At 71.5% G+C, this 20,753-nt stretch carries 19 protein-coding genes; 16 read left to right on the plus strand and 3 right to left on the minus strand.

All coding sequences use genetic code 11. The features are described from left to right. Window positions 1-31 precede the first annotated feature (31 nt). From J2S63_RS06775 to J2S63_RS06830, 12 genes are all read left to right on the plus strand, one after another. Window positions 32-1,063, plus strand: a complete 1,032-nt coding sequence (locus J2S63_RS06775; protein WP_310300289.1) for an ABC transporter permease — start codon at window positions 32-34, stop codon at window positions 1,061-1,063. Continuing rightward, window positions 1,060-2,616 (plus strand): sugar ABC transporter ATP-binding protein, encoded by a 1,557-nt coding sequence (locus J2S63_RS06780; protein ID WP_310300292.1) that lies wholly within the window; start codon window positions 1,060-1,062, stop codon window positions 2,614-2,616. The genes J2S63_RS06775 and J2S63_RS06780 overlap by 4 nt, the downstream gene beginning before the upstream one ends. 5 nt (window positions 2,617-2,621) lie before the next feature. Then, window positions 2,622-3,647, plus strand: coding sequence for an ABC transporter permease (locus tag J2S63_RS06785; RefSeq protein ID WP_310300294.1), 1,026 nt, complete (start codon window positions 2,622-2,624; stop codon window positions 3,645-3,647). A 53-nt stretch (window positions 3,648-3,700) separates the two neighbouring features. Continuing rightward, on the plus strand, window positions 3,701-5,164 hold the full coding sequence (pepD, locus tag J2S63_RS06790) for a beta-Ala-His dipeptidase (protein ID WP_310300296.1): 1,464 nt from the start codon (window positions 3,701-3,703) through the stop codon (window positions 5,162-5,164). 9 nt (window positions 5,165-5,173) lie between these two features. Further along, window positions 5,174-6,196: a sugar-binding transcriptional regulator gene (locus J2S63_RS06795; RefSeq protein ID WP_310300299.1), complete on the plus strand. Its 1,023-nt coding sequence runs from the start codon at window positions 5,174-5,176 to the stop codon at window positions 6,194-6,196. A 52-nt stretch (window positions 6,197-6,248) separates the two neighbouring features. Further along, window positions 6,249-7,262 carry a thiamine pyrophosphate-dependent dehydrogenase E1 component subunit alpha gene (locus tag J2S63_RS06800; protein ID WP_310300301.1) on the plus strand — a complete coding sequence of 338 codons (1,014 nt, stop codon included), beginning with the start codon at window positions 6,249-6,251 and terminating at the stop codon, window positions 7,260-7,262. Continuing rightward, window positions 7,259-8,278, plus strand: coding sequence for an alpha-ketoacid dehydrogenase subunit beta (locus tag J2S63_RS06805; protein WP_310300303.1), 1,020 nt, complete (start codon window positions 7,259-7,261; stop codon window positions 8,276-8,278). Before J2S63_RS06800 ends, J2S63_RS06805 begins: the two co-directional genes overlap by 4 nt. Before the next feature lie 43 nt (window positions 8,279-8,321). Beyond that, the gene (locus J2S63_RS06810; protein ID WP_310300306.1) at window positions 8,322-8,564 is read left to right on the plus strand and encodes a biotin/lipoyl-containing protein; all 243 of its coding nucleotides are present in this window, start codon (window positions 8,322-8,324) and stop codon (window positions 8,562-8,564) included. A 25-nt stretch (window positions 8,565-8,589) separates the two neighbouring features. Next, entirely contained in the window at window positions 8,590-9,447 is an 858-nt protein-coding gene (locus J2S63_RS06815) for a class II fructose-bisphosphate aldolase (RefSeq protein ID WP_310300311.1), read from the plus strand. Then, entirely contained in the window at window positions 9,444-10,112 is a 669-nt protein-coding gene (locus J2S63_RS06820) for a dihydrolipoamide acetyltransferase family protein (protein WP_310300314.1), read from the plus strand. Before J2S63_RS06815 ends, J2S63_RS06820 begins: the two co-directional genes overlap by 4 nt. Before the next feature lie 63 nt (window positions 10,113-10,175). Further along, window positions 10,176-10,982 carry a serine hydrolase domain-containing protein gene (locus J2S63_RS06825; RefSeq protein WP_310300317.1) on the plus strand — a complete coding sequence of 269 codons (807 nt, stop codon included), beginning with the start codon at window positions 10,176-10,178 and terminating at the stop codon, window positions 10,980-10,982. Beyond that, the gene (locus tag J2S63_RS06830; RefSeq protein ID WP_310300320.1) at window positions 10,979-12,694 is read left to right on the plus strand and encodes a glycerol-3-phosphate dehydrogenase/oxidase; all 1,716 of its coding nucleotides are present in this window, start codon (window positions 10,979-10,981) and stop codon (window positions 12,692-12,694) included. Before J2S63_RS06825 ends, J2S63_RS06830 begins: the two co-directional genes overlap by 4 nt. Before the next feature lie 639 nt (window positions 12,695-13,333). Here the strand turns inward: J2S63_RS06830 and J2S63_RS06835 are convergent. Then, window positions 13,334-14,281 (minus strand): beta-keto acid cleavage family enzyme, encoded by a 948-nt coding sequence (locus J2S63_RS06835; protein ID WP_310300323.1) that lies wholly within the window; start codon window positions 14,279-14,281, stop codon window positions 13,334-13,336. Window positions 14,282-14,341: 60 nt separating this feature from the next. After that, window positions 14,342-15,295, minus strand: a complete 954-nt coding sequence (locus tag J2S63_RS06840; protein WP_310300326.1) for a sugar-binding transcriptional regulator — start codon at window positions 15,293-15,295, stop codon at window positions 14,342-14,344. Between the two features lie 136 nt (window positions 15,296-15,431). On the opposite strand from J2S63_RS06840, the gene glpD reads away from it, so the two are divergent. The 4 genes from glpD to J2S63_RS06860 are packed head-to-tail and all read left to right on the plus strand — an operon-like array spanning window position 15,432 to window position 20,243. Further along, on the plus strand, window positions 15,432-17,051 hold the full coding sequence (gene glpD, locus J2S63_RS06845; protein ID WP_310300329.1) for a glycerol-3-phosphate dehydrogenase: 1,620 nt from the start codon (window positions 15,432-15,434) through the stop codon (window positions 17,049-17,051). Next, window positions 17,048-18,541, plus strand: coding sequence for an FGGY family carbohydrate kinase (locus J2S63_RS06850; protein ID WP_310300331.1), 1,494 nt, complete (start codon window positions 17,048-17,050; stop codon window positions 18,539-18,541). Before glpD ends, J2S63_RS06850 begins: the two co-directional genes overlap by 4 nt. Continuing rightward, on the plus strand, window positions 18,538-19,479 hold the full coding sequence (gene lipA / locus J2S63_RS06855; RefSeq protein ID WP_310300334.1) for a lipoyl synthase: 942 nt from the start codon (window positions 18,538-18,540) through the stop codon (window positions 19,477-19,479). Before J2S63_RS06850 ends, lipA begins: the two co-directional genes overlap by 4 nt. Beyond that, window positions 19,476-20,243 (plus strand): lipoyl protein ligase domain-containing protein, encoded by a 768-nt coding sequence (locus J2S63_RS06860; protein ID WP_310300338.1) that lies wholly within the window; start codon window positions 19,476-19,478, stop codon window positions 20,241-20,243. The genes lipA and J2S63_RS06860 overlap by 4 nt, the downstream gene beginning before the upstream one ends. Here the strand turns inward: J2S63_RS06860 and J2S63_RS06865 are convergent. Beyond that, window positions 20,165-20,752 carry a 1-acyl-sn-glycerol-3-phosphate acyltransferase gene (locus tag J2S63_RS06865; protein ID WP_310300342.1) on the minus strand — a complete coding sequence of 196 codons (588 nt, stop codon included), beginning with the start codon at window positions 20,750-20,752 and terminating at the stop codon, window positions 20,165-20,167. The genes J2S63_RS06860 and J2S63_RS06865 overlap by 79 nt on opposite strands. Between the last annotated feature and the right edge of the window lies 1 nt (window position 20,753).

Consider the following 20,753-nt stretch of genomic DNA (forward strand, 5'->3'; position numbering starts at 1 on the left):
CTCCCCCTCCACTCGCCACCAAGGGAAAGCCATGACCGACACCAACACCAGGCTCGCGCCGCCGCCGCGGCAGGAGACGAGCCACACCACTGCCCAGCCACGCAGGAGGTTCGACCTCCGTCAGGGCGGCGAGGTCTTCGCCCTGGTCCTGCTCGTCGTGGTCTTCACCCTGATCAACCCCGACTCGTTCCTCACCGTCGTCAACGTGCAGACGATGCTGGACCAGGCCTCGACCCCGCTGATCATCGGCGTGGGAGCGACCCTGGTGATCCTGCTCGGCTGCATCGACCTGTCGGTCGAGGGCCTGATGAGCGCCTGCGGCCTCGCCTTCGTCCTCCTGTCGGCCAACAGCCGTGACACCGCCGACCTCGGCGCCTGGGCCATCCTCATCGGCGTCCTCCTCGGCGCGGCCCTCGGCCTGGCCAACGGTCTCGTGCACACCGTGCTCAAGATCCCCTCGTTCATCGTCACGCTCGGCATGGGCTTCGTCGGCTTCGGCATCGCGACCCTGCTCTTCGGCGACTCCCAGCTGCCCTTCCTCAAGAGCAACGGCCTCAAGGACTGGCCCACCGACAAGCTGCTCGGCCTGACCCACTCCTTCTGGCTCGCCGCCCTCGTCGTGGCGGTCGGCCTGGTCGTCACCCGCTTCACCAAGCTGGGCCGCTACACCTACGCGATCGGCAACAGCGAGCCGATCGCCCGCGACAACGGTGTCGCCGTGGCGCGCTACAAGGTGGCGGTGTTCACCATCGCGGGCGCCTGCAGCGGCCTGGCCGGCGTGCTCACCACCATGCAGCTCGGATCGGCACCCGCCCGCATCGGCATCGGGATGCTCTTCCTCACCATCGCCGCCGTCGTGATCGGTGGCACCTCCCTCGGAGGCGGCAAGGGCGGCATCTTCCGCACCACCATCGGCGTCCTGATGCTCACCGTCATCAACAACGGGCTCATCCAGTCCGACGTCAGCCCCAACGTCCAGACCGCCGTGTCCGGCGGGGTCCTCGTGCTCGCGATCGTCGCGGCGTCGTGGCCCCACCGCAGTCGCCTGAGGATCATGAAATGACCACGCAGCTCTTCGCCCACGGGACCCGCCCCGACCAGGACGCCCCGGCCCTCCGTCTCACCGGCGTCTCCAAGTCCTTCAGCCGCGTGACCGCGGTCCAGGACATCACCCTGGAGATCAAGCGCAACCAGGTCGTCGGCCTGATCGGCGAGAACGGCGCCGGCAAGTCCAGCCTCCTCAAGATCCTGACCGGCATCTACCAGCCCGACTCCGGCACCATCGAGGTCCTGGGCAAGGCCGTGAAGTTCCGCCGCCCGCAGGACTCGGTCGCCGCCGGCATCGGCGTGGTGCACCAGGAGCAGTCGCTGCTGACCAACCTGTCGGTCGCCGAGAACATCGCGATGAACGCGGTGGCGAGCAAGGACGCCGCGGTCAAGCTCGGCTGGTACCGCTGGAAGCGCCTCAACCAGGAGGCGGCCGAGGTCCTGTCCAAGGTCGGCTCGACCGTCGACCCCCGCACCGTCGTGGGCGACCTGCCGTTCGTCGACCGCCAGATGGTCGAGATCGCCCGGGCCCTGCGGGTCGACGAGCACACCCACGCCTCCCCCCTCGTCATCCTCGACGAGCCCACCGCGGTGCTCGAGCGCGACGAGACCGCGATCCTCGAGCGGGAGATCCGGGCGCTCCGCGAGCTGGGCTCGGTGATCTTCGTGTCCCACCGCCTCGACGAGGTCATGCGTGTCTGCGACCGCATCCTGGTGATGCGCCAGGGCCGGCTCGTCGCCGACCGGGCCACCTCCGACGTCACCCAGGAGGAGCTGTTCCAGCTCATGGTCGGCCACGCGCAGCGGTCGCCCCAGCGGTCCGCTCCGCAGCACGAGTCCGAGACCCCCGCCCTCGAGATCGAGGGGCTCGGCCTGACCGGCACCTTCCGCGACGTGTCGCTGACCGTCCACCCCGGCCAGTGCGTCGCCCTCGTGGGGACGATCGGGTCGGGCCGCGAGGAGGTGTGCCGCGCCGTGTTCGGTGCCGGCGACTACGACACCGGCACGGTCCGGGTCGACGGCAAGGAGATCCGCCACTGGCGGATGGGCAAGGCCGTCCGCAGCGGTGTCGCCTACGTGCCGGCCGAGCGCAAGACCGAGGGCATGGTCGGCGGCCTGTCCGGCGCCGAGAACCTGACCCTCGCCAAGCCGGGAGCCGCGGTCTCCGGACCGCTGCTCCGGCCGCGTGCGCGCAAGCGGCTCGCGGAGGAGTGGTTCGAGACCCTCGACGTCCGCCCGCGCGACCCCGATCTGCACCTCGAGCGCTTCTCCGGCGGCAACCAGCAGAAGGTCGTCATGGCCAAGTGGCTGATGGACGAGGACCTCAAGGTCCTGGTCCTCGACCACCCGCTGCGCGGCCTCGACGCCGGCGCCGCGGAGACCGTGAACGAGCAGATCCAGGCAGCCTGCGCCCGCGGCACCGCCGTCCTCCTGATCGCCGACACGATCGAGGACGCGCTGGAGTCGGCCCACGTCGTCGTCGTCATGCGCGACGGCGAGGTGACCGCCACCTACGACCTCTCCGTCGAGTCCGCCACCTCGCTCGACCTCCTCGAAAGGATGGTGTGACCTCCATGAGCACCGACACCAAGCAGCCCGGCACCACCGACACCGGTCAGTCCGGCGCGACCGCGCCCTCCGCGGCCGGCCGTTCCGGGCGGACCGCCCAGGTCTGGCGCACGGCCGGCCCGGTGGCCGTCACCGCGCTGATGATCGTCGTGGTCCTGGTCAGCAACCCGCGGTTCTTCAGCGGTGGTGGCCCCGGCATCCTCGCGATCCAGGCGACCTTCATCCTGCTGGCCGCGCTCGGCCAGTCCTGCGTGCTCAACATCGGCAGCATCGACCTGTCCAACGCCGCGCTCGCGGTGCTCGCGGCCATGATCCTGGCGATGACGCTGGGCAGCATGGGTCCCCTGGCCCTCGTGGTCGCCATCGGGCTGTCCACGGTCATCGGCATGGTCAACGGCTTCGTCATCGCCTATGCCCAGGTGCCGTCCTTCGCCCTCACCCTCGGCACCCTCGGCATCCTGCAGGCGGCCTCGCTGGTGATCAGCAAGGCCACGACGGTCTACGTCAAGGGCAGCTCCGACGTCCTGACGCCGCTGTTCGGCTCGGCCATGGCCGGCCTGCCGACCGCGTTCTGGCTCTCCGTGGTCCTCGCGGTCGCTCTGTGGTTCGTCACCAAGCGCACCCGCTTCGGGCAGTCGATGACCGCGGTCGGGATCAACGAGACCGGGGCGATCTTCTCCGGCCTCTCCAACCGTCGGGTCAAGATCCTCGCCTTCGGCATCTCCGGCTTCTTCTCCGGGGTCGCCGGCGTCATGATCATCGCCCAGGGCGGCGCGGCGTCGTCCTTCGGTCTCGGCAGCGACCTGCTGCTCCCCGGCATCGCCGCGGCCATCGTGGGAGGCACCGCCATCACCGGCGGCGTCACCAACCCGCTGCTGGTCGTGTTCGGCGCCCTCACGATCGCACTGATCCCCATCGCCGCTGCGGTGCTCGGGGTGCCCGCGTCCGCCCAGAGCCTGGTCTACGGCCTGGTGATCATCGTCGCCGCCGCGCTGACCATGCAGCGCAGGTCCAGCCGCACCGTCAAGTAGCGCTCCCCGCTCCACCCACACCTCCTCACACCCGAACGAAGGAAGAAACCGTCATGTCCGTCCTGGAGAACCTGGAGCCCCGCGAGGTGCTGCAGTACTTCGAGATCCTGTCCGACATCCCCCGCGGCTCGTGCAACGAGAAGCAGGCCGCCGAGTGGGTGGTCGACTTCGCCACCAAGCGTGGGCTCGAGGCCGTCAAGGACGACCTGCACTGCGTGCTGGTCCGCAAGCCCGGCCAGGGCGGCCTGGAGGACGCGGAGCCGCTGATCCTCCACGGCCACCTCGACATGGTGTGCGAGAAGTCCGAGGGCGTCGAGATCGACTTCGAGACCGAGCCGATCACGCTCGTCGTCGACGGCGACTTCATCAAGGCCGACGGCACCTCGCTGGGTGCCGACAACGGCATCGGCGTCTCCTACATCCTCGCCCTGCTGGCCTCGGAGGACATCCCCCACCCGCCGCTCGAGGCCGTCCTCACCGCGATGGAGGAGAAGGGCAAGGTCGGCGCGGCCAACTTCGACACCACGCAGCTCAAGGGCCGCCGGATGATCGACTTCAACTGGATCACCGACAAGGAGATCCTGGCCGGCTGCAGCGGCGACGTCACCTTCACCGTCGACGTGCCCGCCGAGTGGGAGGACGTCCCGGCGACCCATTCCGAGACCCGTCTGCTCAAGGTGCGCGGCCTGTCCGGCGGGCACTGCGAGTTCGACATCCAGCTCGAGCGGGCCAACGCGGTCCAGGTGCTCGCCCGTGTGCTCAACGCCGTCGCCGCGCGCGCCGACGTACGCATCAGCGAGCCGCACGGGGGCGCGCAGAACAACGCGATCCCGGCCGACGCCCAGGTGGTGCTCGCGATCCGGCCCGAGGACGTCTCCACCGTCGAGGACGTCGTCAAGCAGCTCGACCAGGACCTGAGCACGGAGTACGCCATCGCCGACCCCGACGTCCGGCTCGAGCTCGACGCCGCCGAGGCGCCCACCCGCGTGTTCTCCGCCGAGGCGGGCGCCCGCCTGTCCCGGCTCACCGCCCTCGTGCCCAACGGCGTGATCAGCTGGAGCCTCTCGGTGCCCGGCATCGTCGAGAGCTCCAACAACCTCGGCACGGTGCGCACCACCGACGAGGGCGCCCGCCTGATGTCGACCATCACCGCGGCGGTCACCTCGCGCAAGCACGAGATCCTCGACCGCGTCCGGGCGCTCGCCGCGCTCGCCGGTGGTGGCGTGACGGTGGAGGAGTACGGCCTCGACGCCCCGGAGTTCCCCTTCCGGCCGGACTCGCCGCTCCTGGCGGTGGCCGCCCAGGCCTACCGCGACGTGATCGGCGAGGAGCCGGAGACGCACGTCTCGCAGTGCAGCCTCGAGCTCGGCATGTTCAGCCGCCGCGTCCCGGTCGAGGACATCATCTCGATCGGCACGGAGCTGCACGCCCTGCACTCCCCCGCCGAGAAGGTGAACCACACGTCCGTGGCGAAGGTCTGGCCCCTCGTCCGGGAGGTCGTCAGCCGCCTGGGCTGACGGGACCTCATGACCACGACGACCTCGGCGACCTCGACGGCCTCGACGGCCTCGTCGGAGAGGCTGCGCCTCATGGCCGTGGTGGCGCGCCTCTACTACGTGCACCGCCTGCGTCAGCGCGACATCGCCGAGCGCCTGGGGCTCTCCCAGGCACGGGTGTCCCGCGTCCTGCAGCAGGCCGTCGAGCACGGCTTCGTCCGCACCGACGTGGCCGTCCCGGTCGGGCTGCTGCCCGAGCTCGAGGAGGAGATGGAGCGGCGCTACGGCCTGCAGGAGGTGCACGTCGTCGAGGTCCCGCCCGGGACCACGGACCTGGCGCCCGTCCTGGGGAGGGCGGCCGCCGGCTACCTGGTCGAGGCCGGCATCTCCGGCCGCACCGTCGGCTTCACCTCGTGGAGCACGACCCTGCAGGCCATGGCGTCCGCGCTCCCCGACCTGCCTCGCTCCGGGACGAGCCACGTGGTGGAGATGCTGGGCGACCTCGGGTCGCCGGCGCTCCAGCACGCGGCGGCGCGCTCGACGCAGCGGCTGGCCCGTGTGCTGGGCGCCGAGCCCGTCTTCCTCCGCACCCCGGGGGTCGCCGCGACCCCCGACCTGCGCCGGCGGGCGCTCGAGGACCCCTACGTCCGTCGCGCGGTCGAGCTGCTGGACGACCTCGACGTCGCGTTCGTGGGCGTGGGACCGGTGGCGGTGCACAGCATGCTGACGCCGGACGACAACTACTTCAGCGACGCCCAGCTCGTGCGCGCCCGGGTCGCCGGCGCGGTCGGGCAGCTCGACCAGCGCCTGCTCGACGCGGCCGGTGAGCCGGTCGTCACCGAGCTGGACGACCTCGTGGTCGGCGCGACCCTCGACCAGGTGCGTCGGGCCGGCCGCCGCGTCGTCGTGGCCGGCGGCGCCAGCAAGCTCGAGGCGATCGCCGCCGCGCTCGCCGGGGGCTGGGTGGACGTGCTGGTCGTCGACCTCGGCACGGCCCAGGCCCTGGCGACCAGGACCACTGACCCCTTGCCGACGGTGGCGCCGGCCGTTTAGCATGGTCATGCGCACTTTGAATAAATACTCGCTACGAACCGAACGAGGACCCATGACTCCCTCCCACGACACGCTGCTCGAGATGCAGCGCCGCATGCTGCGGATCCGTCGCTTCGACGAGCGCGCCTCCAAGATGGTCAAGCGCGGCCACATCCCCGGCACCGTCCACACCTCCATCGGCCAGGAGGCCCAGGTCGTCGGCGCCGCGATGGCGCTGGCCGACGGTGACTACACCGCGGGCAACCACCGCAGCCACGGCCACCCGATCGGCAAGGGGTCCCCCCTCGGCCCCCTGATGGCCGAGCTGGTCGGCAAGGCCACCGGCGTCTGCCAGGGCAAGGGCGGCTCGCTGCACCTCGCCGACTTCGCGGTCGGCAGCCTCGGCGAGTCCGGCATCGTCGGCTCCTCGATCCCGATCGCCACCGGCGCCGCCCTGTCGAGCAAGGTGCTCGGCAACGGCAAGGTCTCGCTGGCCTTCTTCGGTGACGGCGCCGCCAACCAGGGCTGCCTCTACGAGGCGATGAACATCGCCGGCGTCTGGAACCTGCCGATCGTCTTCCTCTGCGAGAACAACCAGTACGCCCTCTCCACCCCGGCGCACACCGTCACCTCCGGCGTCATCGCCGACCGGGCGGCCGGCTTCGGGATGCCCGGCGTGCGCGTCGAGGAGGGCCAGGACGTGCTCGCCGTCTTCGACGCCGTCACCGAGGCCGTCGACCGCGCCCGCCGCGGCGACGGACCGACCCTCGTCGAGGTCGTCACCTACCGCTTCAACGAGCACTCCGAGGGCCTGCGCCTCGGCGTCGACTACCGCAACGCCGACGAGAAGGCCCTGTGGCTCGAGAAGGACCCGATCGTCCTCTTCCGCCGGCACCTCGTCGCCGAGGGCATCGCCACCGAGGAGGAGATGGACGCCCTCGAGGCCGAGGTCCTCGCCGAGGTCGACGAGGCCGTGCGCTTCACCGACGAGAGCCCCTTCCCCGACCCGAGCGTCGCGTTCGCCGACCTCTACACCGACCCCACCCCCGGCCCCAGCGTCGACAACCTGATCGGAGCCACGGCATGACCGTCATGAGCTACCTCGGCGCGATCGGCGCCGCCCAGCGCGAGGCCATGGAGGCCGACGAGCGCGTCGTCATCATCGGCGAGGACGTGGAGGCCAACGTCTACGGCACCACCGGCGGCGCCGGCAAGTCCCGCGCCGACAAGGGCGACTTCCTCCAGATGTTCGGCGCCAACCGCATCCGCAACACCCCGATCTCGGAGGAGGTCATCGTCGGCTCCGCGATCGGCGCCGCGATGACCGGCCTGCGCCCGATCGTCGACCTGTCCTACTCGTCCTTCCTCTACATGGCGATGGACCAGTTCGTGAACCAGGCGGCCAAGAACCGCTACATGTTCGGCGGCCAGGCCTCCCTGCCCGTGGTGTTCCGGTCCGCGATGTTCTACGGCCTCAACACCGGCGCCCACCACTCCGACCGGCCCTACCCGATGTTCATGAACGTCCCGGGCCTCAAGATCGTGGTGCCCGCCTCGCCGTACGACGCCAAGGGGCTGCTGCGCGCCGCCGTCGACAGCGACGACCCGGTCCTCATCTTCGAGGCCTGCATGCTCTGGGGCACGAAGGGCGAGGTCCCCGAGGAGGAGTACACGATTCCCTTCGGCAAGGCCCGCACCGTCCGCGAGGGCACCGACGTCACCGTCGTCGCGATCTCCAGCGCGGTCCCGGAGGCAGCGGCGGCCGCCGAGCAGCTGGCCGAGGAGGGCATCTCGGTCGAGGTGATCGACCCGCGCACGCTCGTGCCGCTCGACCGCCAGGCGATCCTCGACTCGGTCGGTCGCACCGGCCGCCTGGTCGTGGCCGACCCCGCCCACCGCACGTGCTCCGCGGCCTCCGAGATCTCCTCGATCGTCGCGGAGGAGGCGTTCGACGCGCTCCGTGCGCCGATCAAGCGGGTCACCACCCCCGACACCCAGATCCCCTTCAGCCCGTCGCTGGAGAAGCAGCTCTACCCGGCCCGTGCCGGCATCGCCGACGCCGTCCGCTCGGTCGTCGGAGAGCGTCAGCTGGCCCGGTCCTGAGCACCCCACCCCCGACGTACGACACAACCAAGGAGAAATAGTCATGGCGACAATCGAGGTCCTGCTTCCGCAGTGGGGCATGGGCATGAGTGAGGGCACCATCACCAGCTGGCTCAAGGGAGTCGGCGACACGGTGGAGGAGGACGAGGCCCTGGCCGAGGTGGAGGCCGAGAAGGTGGAGGAGACCCTCGAGTCCCCCGCCGCCGGCACCATCACCGAGATCGTGGTCCCCGAGGGTGAGACGGTCGAGGTGCGCACCATCGTGGCGCGCATCGAGACCGCCTGACCCCGAGACCGGACAGGAGCCAGTCATGGGCCAGGTCGACCCGCGGGGACTCGTCTCCGCCGCCAGCGACGGCGGCTACGCCGTCGGCGCGTTCAACATGCACAACCCGGAGACCACCGAGGCGCTCGTGCTCGCAGCGGAGGAGGCCGCCTCGCCGGTGTTCCTCCAGGTGGGCCGCGCGATCGTCCCCCACATGGGGATCCGCAAGGCCTACGAGATGACCAAGCGGATCGCCGAGGAGTCGGAGGCCGACTACGTCATCCACCTCGACCACGGTCCGTGGGACGAGGTCTTCGAGGCGATCAAGCTCGGCTTCACCTCGATCATGTACGACGGCGCGCACCTGCCGTTCGAGGAGAACATCCGCACCACGCGCAAGGTGGTGGAGGTGGCCCACTCCTTCGGCATCCCGGTGGAGGCCGAGCTGGGCAAGATCCCCGACGCCGACGAGCAGGTCGACTGGCAGTCCTACTACACCTCCGTCGACGAGGCCGAGCGCTTCGTCGCCGAGACCGGTGTGGACTGGCTGGCGATCTCGGTGGGCATCGTGCACGGCGTGCCGCTGGCCACCCCGCAGCCGCTGGACATCCAGCGGATCAAGGAGATCAAGGCCGTCACCGGCATCCCGCTGGTGCTGCACGGCGCCTCGGGCGTGCCCGAGGACGAGATCCGGGCGGCGACGGCGGCCGGCGTGCACAAGTTCAACGCCGACACCGACCTGCGCCACGCGTTCCGCTCCGGCATCGAGTCGGTGTGGAGCCAGGGCGACCGCCAGCTCGAGGAGGCCATGGCCGAGGGCCGTCGCCGGATGGTCGAGGCCACGGTCGACAAGATGAAGCTCTACGGCTGCGCGGGCAAGGCCGACGGGCTGGTCCTGGCATGACCGCCACCGCGACCGAGGCCGGCTCGACCACGACGCCGCTCAAGGGCATCCGGCGCACGGCCGCCCGCCGCATGGTCGCGGCTTGGGAGGCCCCGGTCTTCCACCTCAACGTCGAGGTGGACATGACTCGGGCCCTCGCGGTCAAGGAGCGCCAGCCCGGCGCGACCGTGACCGACGAGCTGCTCAAGGCGTGCGCCACCGCGCTCGCCGCGCACCCGGCGCTCAACGCCCACTACGGCGAGGAGTCGGTCACCACCTTCGAGCAGGTCAACCTCGGCCTGGCCGTCGCCACCGACGCGGGGCTGATGGTCCCCGTCATCCACGACGCGGGGTCGAAGGACCTCGCCGAGCTGGCCGACGCGCGTCGCGACGTCACCGGCCGGGCCCGCGAGGGCAAGCTGGCGATGGCCGACGTCACGGGCGGCACGTTCACGGTGTCCAACCTCGGGATGATGGGCATCGACCGCTTCGACGCCATCCTCAACGTGCCGCAGGTGGCGATCCTCGCCGTCGGCAGCACCCGTCAGCGACAGGTCTGGAACGACGGCGACCCCGTCTGGCGACCGGTCGCGGAGCTCACCCTCACCTGTGACCACCGTGCGATCGACGGTGCCACCGGCGCGGGCTTCCTGTCGTCCCTGCGCACCTCCCTCGAGCAGGGCTGACCCATGGTCCCGGCGCCGGGTCCAGCCCGACCCGCCCCTGATGTCCCCCCAGGCGAGTGGAGCGTGGACGAGGAGGTGGGTGGCTGGCCCGGCGCCGCGGGAGTCGCCGTCGTGGGGCCCTCGGGGGTCCTGGCCGCGACCGGTGCCGACGAGCCCTACCCGTGGGCCTCGGTGACCAAGATCCTGTCGGCGCTGACGATCCTGCTCGCCTGCGCCGACGGGGTCCTCGACCTCGACGACCCGGCGGGCCCCCCGGGCGCCACCCTGCGCCACCTCCTCGGCCACACCTCCGGGCTGGCGTTCGACGCCGACCGCACCCTCGCCCCGCCCGGCAAGCGGCGTATCTACTCCAACCGCGGCATCGAGGTGGCCGCCGAGGTGCTCGAGAAGCACACCGGCCGACCCTTCGCGGACCTCGTGACCCAGCACGTGCTGGTCCCGCTCGGCATGACCCGCAGCCGGCTCGACGGCTCCCCCGCCCGCGACGGCTCCGGACCCGTGTCCGACCTCGCCCTCCTGGCCCACGAGCTGCTCGTGCCCCGCGTGCTCGACCCGGCGCTGGTCGCCCTGGCCGGCACGACGTCGTACGCCGGGACCGCGGGGGTGCTGCCCGGCTTCGGGCGCCAGGACCCCAACGACTGGGGGCTCGGGCTCGAGGTCCGCGGTCACAAGTCCCCGCACTGGACCTCGCCCCTCAACAGCCCGTCCACCTTCGGCCACTTCGGCCAGAGCGGCTCGTTCCTCTGGGTCGACCCGGTCGCGCGGCTGGCCTGCGTGAGCGCGGGCGACACCCCCTACGACACCTGGGCGGCCGAGGCCTGGCCCCGGCTCTCGACCCGCGTCCTCGAGACCCACAGGAGCACGTCATGAGCGGACGTCTCGGTCCCGACGAGCACGCCGCGGCCTGGGACCGCCTGGCCGGCGGTCACGTCGAGGTCCTCGTCATCGGTGGCGGCGTCACCGGTGCGGGGGCGGCGCTGGACGCGACGACCCGTGGCCTGTCGACCGCCCTCGTCGAGGCGCGCGACTTCGCCTCCGGCACGTCGTCGCGCAGCAGCAAGCTCTTCCACGGCGGCCTGCGCTACCTCGAGCAGCTCGACCTGCCCCTGGTCCGCGAGGCCCTGCGCGAGCGCGAGCTGATGCTCACCTCGCTCGCCCCGCACCTGGTCACGCCGGTCTCGTTCCTCTACCCCCTGACCCACCGCGCGTGGGAGCGGGCGTACGTCGGCGCCGGCCTCGCGCTCTACGACCGCCTCGGCGGCAGGAGCTCGCTCCCCCGGGCCCAGCACCTGACCCGCACCAGGGCCCGCGCGCTCGCGCCGGCCCTGCGGCCCGACGCCCTGGTCGGCGCGGTCCGCTACTACGACGCCCAGTGCGACGACGCCCGCCACACGATGACGCTGGTGCGCACCGCCGCGGCGCACGGGGCCGTCGTACGCTCGTCGACCGAGGTGGTCGGCCTGCTGCGCGACGGCGACCGCGTCGTCGGCGCCGTGCTGCGTGACGTCGAGACCGACCGGCAGTGCGAGGTCCGCGCCGACGTGGTCCTCAACTGCACGGGCGTGTGGACCGACGACGTGCAGCACCTGTCGGGTGACCGGGGACGCTTCCGCGTGCGGGCCTCCAAGGGGATCCACCTGCTCGTGCCGCGCGACCGGATCAATGCCGACACCGGGATGATCCTGCGCACCGAGAAGTCGGTGCTGTTCGTGATCCCGTGGGGCAGCCGCTGGATCATCGGCACCACCGACACCGACTGGGAGCTCGACAAGCAGAGCCCCGCCGCGAGCCGTGCGGACATCGAGTACCTCCTCGAGCACGTCAACGCCGTGCTCACCACGCCGCTCACGCGCGACGACGTCGTCGGGGTGTACGCCGGCCTGCGACCCCTGCTGTCCGGCGAGTCCGAGGAGACCAGCCAGCTCTCCCGCGAGCACGCGGTGGCGCGCTCCGCGCCGGGGCTGGTGTCGGTCGCCGGCGGCAAGTACACGACGTACCGCGTGATGGCGCGCGACGCCGTCGACGCGGCCGTCGAGGACCTCGACCGTCCGGTGCCGGAGTCGGTCACCGAGCGGGTGCCGCTGCTGGGCGCCGAGGGCTTCCACGCCCTGGAGAACCGGCACGCGGTGGTCGCCGCCGAGCTCGGGATCCCCATGTGGCGCCTGCGCCGGCTGCTCGGGCGCTACGGCTCGCTGGTCCACGAGGTCCTCGCGCCCGCCGCCTCGGACCCCTCGCTGCTCGAGCCGCTCGTGGGGGCGCCGGAGTACCTCACCGCCGAGGTCGTCCACGCCGTCACCCACGAGGGGGCGATCCACCTCGACGACGTCCTCGGCCGTCGCACCCGCGTCGCGATCGAGACCGCCCACCGTGGCACCGACTCGGCCTGGGAGGTCGCCCGCCTCATGGGACCGCTGCTCGGGTGGGACGAGGAGACCGCGCGGCTCGAGGTCACGACGTACCTCGGGCGCGTGGAGGCCGAGCGCGCCAGCCAGGAGGAGTGGGAGGACGTCGCCGCCTCCGCCGCCCGGGTCAGGGCCCGTGGCTCCCGCGGGCCGCGGGTCGTCGAGCCCACCCTCGGCTGAGGCGGTCGCGCTCGTCGGGGTCGCGTCGAGTCGACGGGATACGCCTTCGATTCGTGCAGGCGTCAGGCCGACCAGCGGACCCGAGCGCCGCCGCGTGGCGGGTGCTCCGGACAGTTCGGCGGATCGGGTCCGAGTTCGGCGGACGCCGACGGCATTCCGGGCGTGATGGGTGTCCGGAGCCGCCGAACAGTCGGCCGTCTGACGAGCCCACCGACGCAGCCGGCGAGGCTCACCCAGAAGCAGGTCAACACGGCTCTGCTCGGAGTGCCGGACATGACGTCGGCGACCTTCTTCTCCGGCGGCCTCACCGGCGCCAGTGGAAGCGAGCTGGAGAAGCTGGCCCGAAAGGGCATGGAGCGACTGGAGCCCGTTACCTCCTGAGGGCGCACGGCCCGATCGCGCACGAGCTCAGGCCGACCAGCGGACCGCATCGTCGAGGTGGTCGGCGAACGCGTGGACGCCGAGGAGCTCGGCCTGGCTGGTGCTGCCCGGGTTGTCCGGCATGGTGTCCTCCCGCGATGAGAGGCGTCCGGGCCCGATGGCCGGATCGCCTTGCAGGACTGACGATGCAGCGTCCAGGTCGCGCGCAGGTGGTGACCGTGTGACCGGCAGGTCAACTCTTGCGCACGAGTGCGGGGCTCAGCGGATGTTGTAGAGCGCCCGGGCCTCGTCGTGGGTGGCGATCGGGCGGCCGACGTCCTTGGCGATCTCCATCGCCTGCTGGAGCAGCTCGAGGTTGGTCGGGTTGCGGGCGGGGTCGTAGAACAGCTCGAGCCCGGTCTTGATGTGGCCGCCGAGCTCGATCGCGCGGCGCAGGACGGTGGTGTCGTCGAGGGCGCCCTGGCCCCAGATCGAGATGTACCAGGGGAGCTTGACCTGGGCCTCTTCGATCATGTGGAGGTAGTAGTACAGGCTCTCCAGCGACGGCTTCATGCCGTTGGTGCCGATCGGCTCGAGCGCGGTGAGGCCGTAGTCGCCGATCAGGTAGAAGTCCCACATCGAGCCCTGGGTGACCAGGCCGCGGTTGACGTAGTGCATCGCGTGCCGCAGGTGGCCGGGCTCGTAGACGCCGAAGACCATCGCCAGGTCGCGCTCGCGGAACATCCGCACCTGGCTGGCCACGCGGGCGTAGTTGAAGCCGAACTCGGGGCCGGAGAGGTAGCCCTCCTCGTCGGTGTCCATGGCGAAGAGCGTGAGGCCGGTGTCGACGCAGCCGATGCGGACGTTGGCGCCGTCGTACAGGTAGGGGACGTGCTCGAGGCCGTTCTCGTGCGGCAGGAGGCGCAGGTTGTTGCAGGTGGTGGGGTACCACGTGATGTCGGGGTGCTTGGCGAGCACGTTGTCCCACGTGCGCATGTAGTCCTTGTAGGCGTTCTCGCCGAGCAGGTCGAAGCTCGTGTTGTGCGCGTGGATGGCGCCGGCGCCCGCCTCCCAGCAGCGGATCGCGTCCTCGGCGATCTCCTCGTAGCCGACCGGGGTGTGGGGGTTCATCTCCTTGGTGCGCACACCGTTGATGTGCGACTCGATGACGACCGGGTGGTCCCACGACGGCTTGGCGTCGGCGTACTTGTCGAGAGCAGTGGACATGACGGGCTCCTTCTCCATCGGTTCGACTATCTATTCATGAGTCGAATCCAAATGCAAGGGTCAGTCCTGAATCAGGAACTCCGCCGTCGCGGTGTCGGTGACCATCACGTCGACCCAGCCACCGGTCAGCGCGGCCCGGATCGCCTCGTGCTTGCGCGCCCCTCCGGCCACCGCCCAGCGCCGGCGCGCCGAGCGCAGCTGGTCGCGGGTGACGCCGACGACGAGGTCGTCGAGGTCGCCGGGCACCGGCTGCCCCTCGGCGTCGATGAAGTGCAGGCACACCTCGCCGACCGCGCCCTTAGCGCGCATCGTGGCGAACTGCTCGTCGGTGAAGAAGTTGTCGCCCGACCGCAGCGCCGGGTCGACCTCGCAGGCGCCGATGCCGACCAGGGCGAGGTCGAGGTCGTCGAGCATCTCGAGGGCCCGCTTGGTGTAGGCGTCGCGGCCGACGAGGAAGTCCTTGATGTCGGTGCTGGGCACGACCCCCGGCACGCGGAGGTAGACCGGCTGCCCCCCCGTCAGGCTGGCGAGCCGTTGGGTGGAGCGCGCCGCGTCGTGCTGGAGCTCCGGCGGACCGAGGTCGCCGAGCAGCTCGACGACGTGCTCGGTGCGGGTGCGCAGCGGCTGCAGCGCCTCGACCATCATCCGCAGCGTCTGGCTCCACGAGGTGAACCCCAGCGTCGGGGCGTCGAAGGAGGAGTCCTGGAGCAGCGTCGCCATCGCGTGGGCGAGGTCGCGGTTGAGCTCGGCGGGGTCCTCGCTCACCACGTCGACGACGTGGACCTCGCCGACGGCGTACTTCTCCTCCACCGCCTCCTCGAGCTCGGCGTGGATGTTGGGCGGCACGGCGACGACGGTGCGGACGATGTCGGCGTCCTCGGCCTGGCTCAGCAGCCGGGAGACCCGGGACTGGGAGATCTTGAGCCGCTCGGCGATGTCGGTCTGGCGCATCCCATGGGTGTGGTAGAGCCGCGCCACCTTGATCATGAGTCGCTGCTGGTCCAGGTCTGGCACGCGACTCAGTGTAGGAGCCGGCGGGCTCCCCGGGCTTGAGGCGGGTGGGCCCTTGACACCGACGATGTGACGGCGAACACTAGGAGCATCACAATGCGTTAGTTGAATAGATATGCTTCGCGCAGAGGGAGTCCGGATGAGCGACCTGACCATCCCCTACGACGTCATCGTCGTCGGGGCCGGCATCAACGGCCTCGGCGTCGCGCGTGACGCGGCCTCACGCGGCCTGCGGACCCTCCTGCTGGAGCAGGACGACCTCTGCAGTGGAGTCTCCGCCTGGTCGGGCCGTCTCGTCCACGGCGGGCTGCGCTACCTCGAGCACCGGGACTTCGCGCTGGTGCGCGAGTCGCTGCGCGAGCGCGAGCGGCTCTTCCGCCTCGCCCCGCACCTGGTCAGGCCCAAGCGGCTGATCATGCCGTTCTACTCCCACAACCGGCGCCCCGCGTGGCTGATCCGGCTCGGGATGATCACCTACGACGCGCTGAGCTTCGACAAGAAGACCAAGGGCCGCGAGATCCTCAAGAAGGACGCGATCATCGCGCGCTTCCCCGGCATCGACACCGAGGGTCTTGCCGGCGCCGCGGTGTTCACCGACGGCCAGGTGGAGTACGCCGAGCGGCTGTGCGTCGAGGTGGCGCTGGCCGCGGTCGGCTCGGGGGCCGAGGTCCGCACCAAGTCGCGGGTCGAGGAACCGGTGATGGAGGGCGGCAAGGTGGTCGGCGTCCGCTACCGCGACACCACCACCGGCGAGCTGCACGAGGCCCGCGCCCACGTGGTCCTCAACGTCGCCGGCCCCTGGATCGACCGGGTCTTCCGCCGCAACGCCCCCGAGCAGCCGCGCCTCAACGGCGGCACCAAGGGCAGCCACCTCATCGTCGACCCGTTCCCCGGAGCGCCGGCCGACGTCGTCTACTACGAGTCCAAGACCGACGGCCGGCTCGTCCTGGTGATCCCGTGGATGGGCCGCTACCTCATCGGCACCACCGACCTGCGCTTCGACGACGACCCCGACGAGGCGCGCTGCGACAGCAACGAGATGGCCTACCTGCTCGAGGAGGTCAACACCCTCATCCCGCAGGCCCGGCTCACCGTCGACGACGTGATCTTCACCTACTCCGGCGTGCGGCCGCTGCCCTACGCCCCCGACGTGGAGGAGTGGGAGATCCCCCGCAGCCACGTCCTGCACGACCACGCCCCCGACCTGCCCAACCTGGTGACGGTCGTGGGCGGCAAGCTCACCACCTACCGCCAGCTCGCCGAGGACGCGGTCGACGACGTGTTCGCCCGGCTGGGTCGCAAGGCGCCGAAGTGCGTGACCGCGCAGCTGCCGCTGCCCGGTGCCGCCGGCGACCTGGAGGAGACCCGCCGCTTCCTCCTGCAGCAGGGGCTCTCCCGGCTCAGCGCCGACCGGCTGGTCGCGCTCTACGGCAGTCGCGCCGCCGACGTCCTGGCGATCACCGCCGACGCCCCCGGGCTGCGCGAGGTGCTCCACGCGGCGACCGGCGCGATCCGCGCCGAGCTGCTCTTCGCCGTACGCCACGAACTGGCGCGGACCCTCGCCGACGTGATGGCCCGCCGGGTCCTCCTCGCCTTCGAGCCCGGCCACGGCCTGGAGGTGCTCGACGAGGCCGTCGCCGTCCTCGGCGACGAGCTCGGCTGGGACCAGGACCGGCGCAAGGCCGAGGTCGAGGAGTACGTCGGGTGGCTGAGCCACCTGGCCGTGCCCGGTCGCGACCTGCCCGGGGTGCACCGATGACCCGCTACGTGATGGCCCTCGACGAGGGCACCACCAGCGCTCGCGCCGTGCTCGTCGACGAGGAGCACCGCATCGTCGCCGAGGCCCGTCAGGCCGTCGTGGCCGACTTCCCGCGCCCGAGCTGGGTGACCGTCGACCCCCACCACCTGTGGGACGCCCAGCGCACCGCGATGGCGGAGGTGCTCGCCAAGGCCGGCGCAACGATGGACGACGTCGCCGCGGTCGGCATCACCACCCACCGCGAGACCTGCCTGCTGTGGGACCGCGGGACCAGCGCGCCCGTCTACCCCTTCATCAGCTGGATGTCCAAGCAGAGCGACGCGATCGTCAAGCGGTGGCGGTCCGAGGGCCTCGACTCCGAGTTCCGCTCGCGGACGGGCCTGTTCAACGACTCGTTCTTCAGCGCCCCCAAGCTGGCGTGGCTGCTCGAGGAGGTGCCGGGCGTCCGCGAGCGTGCCGAGCGCGGCGAGCTCGCGTTCGGCACCGTCGACACCTGGCTGCTGTGGAACCTCACCTCCGGCCGCAGCCACCTCACCGACACCTCCGAGGCCTCGCGCACGGCGCTGATGTCGCTGGAGACGCTGTCGTGGGACGACAAGCTCTGCGCCGCGGTCGGCGTGCCCGACGGACTGCTGCCGCCCGTGGTCGCCTCCGACGCGCACTTCGGCGAGATCGACCCGGCCGCGATCGGGCTGCCGGGCACCCGCCGGGTGCCGGTCACCGCGGTGATGGCCGACCAGCAGGCCGGCATGTTCGGGCAGGCCTGCTTCGCCCCCGGCTCGACGAAGAACACGTTCGGCACCGCCGGCGTGCTCACCGCCAACTCGGGCGACCGCACCGACCCGATCGAGGGCCTGACCGCCAGCGTGGGCTGGACGATCGGCGACACCACCGACTACGAGGCCGAGGGCGTGGTCTTCCACTCCGGCCAGACCCTGCAGTGGCTGCGCGACAAGCTCGGCCTCCTCGCTCCCGAGGAGCGCAGCGAGGCCGTCGCGATGACCGTGCCCGACAGCTGCGGCGTCTACGTCGTGCCCGCGTTCGTCGGCATCTGCGCACCGCGCTGGATCCGCGAGGCGCGGGCCGGCATCGTCGGCCTCACCCTCGAGGTCGACCGGGCCCACGTCATCCGCGCCGGCCTCGAGGCGATGGCCTACCAGACCCGCGACTGCGTCGACGCCCTCGTCGCCGGCGGTGTCCCCGTCCCCGAGCTCAGGGTCGACGGCGGTGCCGCGGCGAGCGACCTGCTGTGCCAGTTCCAGGCCGACATCCTCGGCGTCCCGGTGCTGCGGCCCGAGGAGCTGGAGCGCACCGCGCTCGGCGTGGCGCACCTCGCCGGGATGGGGGTGGACCGCTGGCAGAAGCAGGACCTCGCCGACCGCTGGGAGGTCGAGCGCGTCTTCGAGCCGCAGATCTCCGAGGCGCGGCGCGAGGAGCTCTACGCCGGGTGGTGCACCGCGGTCGACTCGGTGTGCGGGAGCCAGGCATGACGGTCTCGACAGGCTCGACCACCGTGGAGCCGGGCGGGCGCCGGCTGCTGCGGTTGGAGGTCCGCAACGCGGCGACGCCGATCGAGAAGAAGCCGGAGTGGATCAAGACCCGCGCCCGGATGGGCCCGGAGTACACCGCGCTGCAGCAGCTGGTGAAGTCCGAGGGACTGCACACCGTGTGCCAGGAAGCCGGCTGCCCCAACATCTACGAGTGCTGGGAGGACCGCGAGGCCACCTTCCTCATCGGCGGCGACCAGTGCACCCGGCGCTGCGACTTCTGCCAGATCGACACCGGCAAGCCCCAGCCGCTGGACCGAGACGAGCCCCGCCGCGTCGCGGAGTCGGTGCAGACGATGCAGCTCAAGTACGCCACCATCACCGGCGTCGCCCGCGACGACCTGCCCGACGGCGGCGCCTGGCTCTACGCCGAGACCGTCCGCGCGATCCACGACCTCAACCCCGAGACCGGGGTGGAGAACCTGATCCCCGACTTCAACGGCCGCCCCGAGCTGCTGGCCGAGGTCTTCGAGTCCCGCCCCGAGGTCCTGGCCCACAACGTCGAGACCGTCCCGCGGATCTTCAAGCGCATCCGCCCCGCGTTCGGCTACGACCGGTCCCTGGACGTGCTGACCCAGGCCCGCGCGTTCGGCCTGGTCACCAAGTCCAACCTCATCCTCGGCATGGGCGAGACCCGCGAGGAGGTCTCCCAGGCACTGCGCGACCTGCACGACGCCGGCTGCGAGCTGGTCACGATCACCCAGTACCTCCGCCCCTCCCCCCGCCACCACCCCGTCGAGCGGTGGGTCCGGCCCGAGGAGTTCGTCGAGCTCGCCACCGAGGCCGAGGAGATCGGCTTCGCCGGCGTCCTGTCCGGCCCGCTCGTGCGCTCGTCGTACCGCGCGGGACGGCTCTACCGACAAGCCCTGGAGCGCCGATGACCCTCACCGTCCTGCGACGACCCGCCCCCGTGGCCGGGTCCGCCGACCTCGAGGGTGTGCTCGCGACCGCGAGCCTGCTGCGCCAGGAGTCGACCGAGCAGCCGGTGCTGCTGCTCTCCCGCACGCGACCGACCGCGGCGTTCAGCCGCCGTGACCTGCTGCTGCCCGGCTACCCCGCGGCAGCGGAGGCCGCACAGGCGCTGGGCTTCGAGCCCGTCGTGCGTCCGGTCGGCGGCCACCTCGCGGCGTACGACGAGGGCTCGCTGGTCGTGCACCTCTGGTCGCCCGACCCCGACCCACGGACCGGGCTCAAGGACCGCTTCCGCGTCGTCGCCGACGCGCTCACCCGCGCGATGACCGACCTCGGCGTCCCGGACGTCCGGGTGGGCGCCGTGCCGGGCGAGTACTGCGACGGCGAGTGGAGCGTCAACACCGGGGGCACCGCCAAGCTCGCGGGCACCGGGCAGCGGCTGTTCCGCCGCGGCTGGCTCTTCTGCGTGGTCCTCACCGTGACCGGGGCCGACCGGCTGGTCGACGTGCTCACCCCGACCTACGCCACGCTCGGCCTGCCCTTCGACCCCGCGAGCGTGGGCAGCGTCGACCGCTGGGTGCCGGGCGTGACCGTCGAGCAGGTGCGCGAGGTGGTCGGCGCACGCCTGGTCGAGGCGACTCGACCCGTGCCGGCTCAGGTGTCGGGCTCGTCCTCGGCGGCCAGCCTCGGCTCGGTGCGGTTCTCCGGCCTGATGCCCCTCTTGTCGGAGTAGAACGCGCGGACCTCGTCCATGTCCTTCCGCACGTCGCCGGACGGCACGAGGGTCGGCCCGATGCCGAGCGTCTTGGTCGGGCCGTCGACGAACCCGAGCCCGATCGGCAGCCCGGTCTGGCCGGAGATCCGGTAGAACCCGGGTTTCCAGTGGTCCTGCTTGCCGCGCGTCCCCTCGGGGGCGATGACGAGCAGGAACGGCTTGTCGGTCGCGGCCTCCGCGAGCAGCTCCCGGATCGTGGCGCCCGGGTTGCCGCGGTCGAGCGGGATGCCGCCGGTGCGACGCAGGATCCACCCCCGCACGCCACCGAAGTAGGTGTGGCTGATCAGGACCTGCGGACGCGCGCCGTTGGCCCACGCGATCGCGAGCATCACCAGCCAGTCCCAGGCAGACGTGTGCGGGGCGCCGATGAGGATGCCTGTGCGCGGCACCTCCCCCGACAGGCGCCACCCGAAGGCTCGGATCAGCGTGCGGGCGAGGGTCCGGCGGACCGGCATGGGGCGACTCACC

The sequence above is a fragment of the Nocardioides marmoribigeumensis genome (genome assembly GCF_031458325.1).
GTDB lineage: Bacteria > Actinomycetota > Actinomycetes > Propionibacteriales > Nocardioidaceae > Marmoricola_A > Marmoricola_A marmoribigeumensis.

Excerpts from the sequence above, each read along its gene's own strand:
- J2S63_RS06835 (WP_310300323.1), bottom strand. The coding sequence starts at position 14,281 with ATGTCCACTGCTCTCGACAAGTACGCCGACGCCAAGCCGTCGTGGGAC.
- glpD (WP_310300329.1), top strand. The coding sequence starts at position 15,432 with ATGAGCGACCTGACCATCCCCTACGACGTCATCGTCGTCGGGGCCGGC.
- J2S63_RS06785 (WP_310300294.1), top strand. The coding sequence starts at position 2,622 with ATGAGCACCGACACCAAGCAGCCCGGCACCACCGACACCGGTCAGTCC.
- pepD (WP_310300296.1), top strand. The coding sequence starts at position 3,701 with ATGTCCGTCCTGGAGAACCTGGAGCCCCGCGAGGTGCTGCAGTACTTC.
- J2S63_RS06780 (WP_310300292.1), top strand. The coding sequence starts at position 1,060 with ATGACCACGCAGCTCTTCGCCCACGGGACCCGCCCCGACCAGGACGCC.
- J2S63_RS06800 (WP_310300301.1), top strand. The coding sequence starts at position 6,249 with ATGACTCCCTCCCACGACACGCTGCTCGAGATGCAGCGCCGCATGCTG.
- J2S63_RS06820 (WP_310300314.1), top strand. The coding sequence starts at position 9,444 with ATGACCGCCACCGCGACCGAGGCCGGCTCGACCACGACGCCGCTCAAG.
- J2S63_RS06795 (WP_310300299.1), top strand. The coding sequence starts at position 5,174 with ATGACCACGACGACCTCGGCGACCTCGACGGCCTCGACGGCCTCGTCG.
- J2S63_RS06775 (WP_310300289.1), top strand. The coding sequence starts at position 32 with ATGACCGACACCAACACCAGGCTCGCGCCGCCGCCGCGGCAGGAGACG.
- J2S63_RS06810 (WP_310300306.1), top strand. The coding sequence starts at position 8,322 with ATGGCGACAATCGAGGTCCTGCTTCCGCAGTGGGGCATGGGCATGAGT.
- J2S63_RS06805 (WP_310300303.1), top strand. The coding sequence starts at position 7,259 with ATGACCGTCATGAGCTACCTCGGCGCGATCGGCGCCGCCCAGCGCGAG.
- J2S63_RS06815 (WP_310300311.1), top strand. The coding sequence starts at position 8,590 with ATGGGCCAGGTCGACCCGCGGGGACTCGTCTCCGCCGCCAGCGACGGC.
- J2S63_RS06860 (WP_310300338.1), top strand. The coding sequence starts at position 19,476 with ATGACCCTCACCGTCCTGCGACGACCCGCCCCCGTGGCCGGGTCCGCC.
- J2S63_RS06830 (WP_310300320.1), top strand. The coding sequence starts at position 10,979 with ATGAGCGGACGTCTCGGTCCCGACGAGCACGCCGCGGCCTGGGACCGC.
- J2S63_RS06850 (WP_310300331.1), top strand. The coding sequence starts at position 17,048 with ATGACCCGCTACGTGATGGCCCTCGACGAGGGCACCACCAGCGCTCGC.
- lipA (WP_310300334.1), top strand. The coding sequence starts at position 18,538 with ATGACGGTCTCGACAGGCTCGACCACCGTGGAGCCGGGCGGGCGCCGG.